This is a genomic window from Mesorhizobium sp. M7A.F.Ca.MR.362.00.0.0 (assembly GCF_004023175.1).
GTDB lineage: Bacteria > Pseudomonadota > Alphaproteobacteria > Rhizobiales > Rhizobiaceae > Mesorhizobium.
The window spans coordinates 1-5,456 of record NZ_RZTF01000400.1 but is presented as its reverse complement, the minus strand read 5'-3'; the positions used below and the strand labels follow the sequence as shown (position 1 = coordinate 5,456).

The 5,456-nt window shown below is 64.0% G+C and carries 4 protein-coding genes and 1 pseudogene; all 5 read left to right on the top strand.

Annotation, left to right across the window (positions count from 1 at the left end; all coding sequences use genetic code 11):
* Positions 1 to 478: pseudogene (locus EOC06_RS31285) on the top strand (molybdopterin dehydrogenase); the annotation flags it as partial.
* Positions 475 to 972, top strand: a complete 498-nt coding sequence (locus tag EOC06_RS31280; RefSeq protein ID WP_127396160.1) for a (2Fe-2S)-binding protein — start codon at positions 475 to 477, stop codon at positions 970 to 972. The pseudogene EOC06_RS31285 and the gene EOC06_RS31280, both read left to right, overlap by 4 nt.
* Positions 965 to 3,313 (top strand): xanthine dehydrogenase family protein molybdopterin-binding subunit, encoded by a 2,349-nt coding sequence (locus EOC06_RS31275; protein ID WP_128309600.1) that lies wholly within the window; start codon positions 965 to 967, stop codon positions 3,311 to 3,313. Before EOC06_RS31280 ends, EOC06_RS31275 begins: the two co-directional genes overlap by 8 nt.
* 12 nt (positions 3,314 to 3,325) lie before the next feature.
* Positions 3,326 to 4,057, top strand: coding sequence for a LamB/YcsF family protein (locus EOC06_RS31270; protein WP_127317797.1), 732 nt, complete (start codon positions 3,326 to 3,328; stop codon positions 4,055 to 4,057).
* Positions 4,058 to 4,151: 94 nt separating this feature from the next.
* Positions 4,152 to 5,456, top strand: a 1,305-nt coding sequence (locus tag EOC06_RS31265; RefSeq protein WP_164898830.1) for an aspartate aminotransferase family protein, incomplete at its 3' end; no start/stop codon positions are given.

Sequence of the window (5,456 nt, the reverse complement as noted above, 5' to 3'; positions counted from 1 at the left end):
TCCCGCGCTTCTCGCCTGTGAGGCGACGGTGGAGTTGGAGACGTTCGAAGGCCCAAAACTCATCGGTATTTCGGATTTCCTCAAAGACAGGCATGCGCTGCTGGCCGAAGCGATTGTGACGAGAATTCATCTGCGCCGCGACCTTGTCGCCAGCGCTCATATCCGCCTGCCGCTTCGAAAAGCCGGCGACTATCCGGTCGCCATCGTCTCGCTTGCGGTAGACAAGGACAAACGATGTCGCATCGCCGTCGGGTCGGTGGAGCCGGTAGCGCGGCGCTGGACGGCGCTCGAACAGGCCATGGCGGCGGACTCGGCCTCTGCGTTCGATCCGGAACGCGCCGCCGGGCTTGCGCTGGAGCACAATGATTTTCAGGGCCGCGACGGCAAGGAAGCGGAGGGTTGGTACCGGCGCCAGGTTCTTGCGCCACTGGTCAAGCGCGGTGTTGCCGCACTTCTCAAGACCGGGGGCCTGGCATGACCGTGATATTCCAGCTGAATGGCGAGGACTGCCGCTTTGATGGCGATCCGATGACGCCGCTCGTCGACATCCTGCGGCAGGAACGATTCCTGACGGGGACCAAAGCCGTGTGCCGCGAAGGCTTCTGCGGCGCGTGCACCGTGCATGTCGACGATGAAGCGGTGCCGTCCTGCCTGAAGCCGATTGGCCTCGTCCAGGGATGCGCGGTGACGACCATCGAGGGATTGAGTTCCGGAAACCAGGCGCTGCACCCGCTCCAGGCCAATTTCGAGGCGGCCGATGCCGTGCAATGCGGCATGTGTTTCCCGGGAATGGTCATGAGCCTTTCGGCGTTCGTGCGCGACAATCCGCATGCGAGCCGTCCCGAAATCAAGGCCGCGATGGTCGGCAACATCTGCCGCTGCACGGGATATGAGCGGATCGTCGACGCCGTGGCCGACTGGCTCGACCAAGCGCGGATGGCTGGCCAGGTGGTAAGAGGCATCCATGTCTGAGCTGTCCGCCACGGTGATGAACCTTCCCCGCCGCGATGCGCAGGACAAGCTGCGCGGGCGCACGAAATACACCAACGACCGGGTTCGCCCCGACATGTTGCATGCCGTGCTGCTGCGCTCGACCGTTGCCGCTGGGCGGATCCGCAAGCTCGACGTTTCGGCAGCACTTCGCTTTCCTGGTGTGCGCGCGGTGGCGACCGGCGCCGATGCGCCAGGGCTGTACGGCATCGGCATTGCCGACCATCCGCTCCTGGCCATCGACACGATCCGCTATGACGGCGAACCAATCGCCGTCATCGCCGCCGAAACGGAGAAGCAGGCGCGGGCGGCGCTTGCAGTCGTCGTGCTTGAGGTCGAACCGCTGGCACCGGTGTCCACCATGGCCGAAGCGCTCCAGCCCGCCGCCCGTCTCGTTCACGAGGGCTGGCGCGGCTATGAGGTGATCACCGAGGGCGGTGCACGTGCCGGCAACATCGCCTGGGAGGCAAAATCCAGTCGCGGCGACGTCGATGCGGCCTTCTCCCGTCCCGACATTCGCATTGTCGAGAGCAGCTTCACCGTCGGCCGGCAGAACCATGTGCCCTTCGAACCGCGCGTTGCCATCGGCTCCTGGGAGGACGGCCGTGCTCACATCCAGACCTCGACGCAGGTGCCTTGGACCGTGCGCAACGTCACCGGAAGGGTCATGCAGCTTCCGCCCGGGCGTGTGCGGGTCACTGTACCCCCTGTCGGCGGCGGGTTCGGCCTGAAATTCGATGCATCCATCGAGCCTATCACGGCACTTCTGGCGCGAATGACCGGGCGCACGGTGGTCCTGGAAAATACCCGGCAGGAAGAGATGGCAACCTGCCTCTGCCGCGAGAATGCGGAAATCCGCATCCGGTCCGCTGTCACTGCCGAAGGATACATTGCCGGGCGCGAGGCGGTCGTGCTGATGGACTGCGGCGCGTATGGAGGCGAACAGGTTTTTCTGACGACGATGACGGCGCACACGCTGGGCGGCAATTACAGGGTTGGCGCAACGCGGCTCGTCAGCCGCGCCGTATACACCAACACACCACCCAACGGTGCTTTCCGAGCTTGCAACGGCGTCTACAACACATTCGCTTTGGAGCGACATACCGACGAAATCTGCGATGCGCTAGGCTTCGACCCTATGGAGTTCCGGAAGAAAAATGTCCTGGGAGATGGCGATCTCGGTGCCACGGGCCAGGTTTTCGAGGCCGATGTGCTGGGTCCGATGCTCGATCGCATGGAGGCGTTACGCGCCAGTACCGGTACATCAGAGGCCAAGGCCGACGGCAGGCTCTATGGAATTGCAACCACGGTCGGCACATGGTTTGTTTTCGTAGGGCCTTCGGCGGCGACGGTGAATTTGAACGCCGACGGTAGCGCAACGCTAGTCACCTCGGGTGTGGAGATCGGATCCGGCACGATGGTGCAATCCCTGCCGCAGATCGTGGCTGGGCAGCTCGGCCTCGCTCCCGACCAGGTGATCGTGCGCGAAGCCGATACGGATGCCGCCGGTCTCGATGTCGGCGTTGGCGGTGGGCGCACCACCGTCTCCATCGGTGCGGCAAGTGTGGCTGCCTGCGCGGAAGTGCGGGAGAAGCTGCTGCGGACCGCCGGTGAGATGCTCCAGACCCGACCGGAAGACTTGGTGGTGCGGGATGGTCGTGTCGAGATCACGGGACGTCCCGGTTCCGGCATGTCGATCCCCGCTGTCGTCGCCCATGCGCAGGCAACCACCGGCCCGGTCGCCGGAAGCGGACCCTTTACCGCCAGGAACACTCCGGCAATGTCCGGCTGCGCGATGGGGCACTTCATCGATGCGCTCGACATCCCCGTCTTCGTCGTTCACGAGGCCGAGGTGGCGGTTGATCCGGACACCGGTCATGTCGAGGTGCTGGCCTATCGCGTGGTGCAGGATGTCGGCCGCGCACTCAACCCGCGCGCGGTCATGGGCCAGATACAGGGTGGTGTCGTGCAGGGTCTCGGCTACGCCCTGCATGAGGAGGTGACGATCACCGCTGACGGACGCATCGCGCAGGACGATTTCGAGACCTATCGCCTGCCGCTGGCGCAGGACGTGGTTCCGGTCGCCGCCGACCTCTACGAGGGCGCACCGTCGATGGGGCCTCTAGGCACCAAGGGCGCGGGCGAGGTCCCGATCCTGGCCGTGGGCGCCGCGATCGGCTGCGCTGTGGCACGCGCTATCGGCAAACCGGTGCGGCAGCTGCCACTGACGCCGCCGCGCGTGCTTCGACTGCTGCATGAGCGCGAACCACCGCCGGAATTCCCGCACATCGCCCCCGGCTGGGCGTCGAACACTCTGGGCTGAGGCAAGCAAACCATGGTCACCCTGAACTGCGACATGGGGGAAAGTTACGGCAACTGGCGTTTCGGCGACGATGCCGGCATCATGCCTCACATCGATTGCGCCAACATCGCATGCGGCTTCCACGCCTCCGATCCATGGACGATGCTGAAGACCGTGCGGCTCGCGCTTTCGCACGGAAAGAAGGTTGGCGCGCATCCGTCCCTTCCCGATCGCGAGGGATTCGGCCGGCGCGAGATGAAACTTCAACCGGAGGAACTGACAGCCGCCTTCCTCTACCAAATCGGTGCTCTGACGGGGATGCTGGCCGCCGAGGGCGGGCAGCTCAGCCATGTCAAGCCGCATGGCATCATCTACGGCATGGCCGCGCACGACATAGACACTGCCCGGGCAATTGCCGCGGCGGTCAAGCCGTTCGGCGTCCCGCTCTTCGGCCTGGCGGGAACCCGTCACGAGACGGCGGCAGCCGAGCTCGGCGTTGCCTTCGTGGGCGAGTTCTTTCCCGATCTTGCCTACGCTCCCGGCGGCAGCCTGATCATCCCGCGCGTCCAGTCGGCCATCGACCTGACACTTGCCGAGCATCGCATGGTGGGGGCGCTTACCCGACGCGAACTCGTCACGACAGACGGTACGATCCGCCCGGTCGACTTCGACACCGTCTGCATCCACTCCGATCCTCCGAATGCGCGCGACGTCGCCGCGCTGATGCGGCGGATCATCGACACCCATTCCAACAGCCTGCCATGATTCGTTTCCCGAATCGTGAAAGCTCCACGCATGGGATCGAGGACTATCTCGAACTCACCGCCCGAACCATTTCCCCAAGCCGCTGAGGACTTCCATGGATGCGCTTTCCAACTCTCTCGCCGCCGCCGACATCGCCACCACCATGCACCCCTACACAAACCTGCGTCAGCACGAACAAACCGGGCCGCTGATCATCAGCCGCGGCGACGGCATCCGTGTGTATGACGAACGCGGCAAGGAATACATCGAAGGGCTCGCCGGGCTGTGGTCGGTGGGCGTCGGCTTTTCGGAAAAGCGGTTGGCCGATGCTGCCTATCAGCAAATGCTGAAGCTGCCCTACTATCACACCTTCTCCTCCAAGGCGCATGAACCGTCCATCCGGCTCGCGGAGAAACTCGTGGAGATGACGCCGGAAAACCTGACGCATGTCTTCTTCACGTCGTCGGGCTCGGAAGCCAACGACACCATCGTCAAGATGATGTGGTTCATGAACAACGCGCTGGGCCGGCCAAAAAAGAAGAAATTCCTGGCACGGACCAAGGGCTACCACGGCATCACCGTCGCCTCCGGCAGCCTGACAGGCCTGCCGGTCAACCATCGCGACTTCGATCTTCCGGCGATTCCCGTTCGCCACCTGACCTGCCCGCACTTCTATCGCTTCGGCATGGAAGGCGAAGACGAAGCCGCCTTCACGGCGCGCCTGCTCGCCGAGCTGGAAGCGGTGATCGCGGAAGAAGGGGCTGACACCATCGCAGCCTTCATAGGCGAGCCGCTTATGGCAGCCGGCGGCGTTCTGCCACCGCCGGTCGGGTACTGGGAAGGCGTGGAGAAAATCTGCCGGGCAAATGATATCATTCTGATAGCAGACGAGGTGATCTGTGGTTTCGGGCGGCTTGGTACGCCCTTCGGCGCTCAGAAATACGGCTTCACGCCTGATATCATGACGGTCTCCAAGCAAATCACGTCGTCTTATATGCCGCTTGCCGCCGTCATTTTCTCCGATGCGATCTATCAAGCGATCGCCGACAACACCGCAACGATCGGCAATTTCGGCCACGGCTTCACTGCGTCGGGTCATCCGGTCGCGACGGCGGTGGGTCTCGAAAACCTCGCCATTTTCGAGGAGCGGGACTTGATCGGAAACGCGGCCCGCCTTGAGACGTCGTTCCAGGCCGGCATCCGCTCATTCGCCGATCACCCGCTTGTCGGCGAAGCGCGGGGCACCGGTCTTATCGGCGCCGTGGAGCTGGTGGCAGACAAGGCGACGAAACGCCCCTTCGCCAAGGTTGGGCGTGCAGGGACTATCGCAGCAGGAATCGGCCACGAGGAAGGCCTCATCTTCCGCGCCATCGGCGACCAGCTCGCGCTCTGTCCGCCGATGATCTCGACAGAAGACGAT

Excerpts from the sequence above, each read along its gene's own strand:
- EOC06_RS31275 (WP_128309600.1), top strand. The coding sequence starts at position 965 with ATGTCTGAGCTGTCCGCCACGGTGATGAACCTTCCCCGCCGCGATGCG.
- EOC06_RS31280 (WP_127396160.1), top strand. The coding sequence starts at position 475 with ATGACCGTGATATTCCAGCTGAATGGCGAGGACTGCCGCTTTGATGGC.
- EOC06_RS31270 (WP_127317797.1), top strand. The coding sequence starts at position 3,326 with ATGGTCACCCTGAACTGCGACATGGGGGAAAGTTACGGCAACTGGCGT.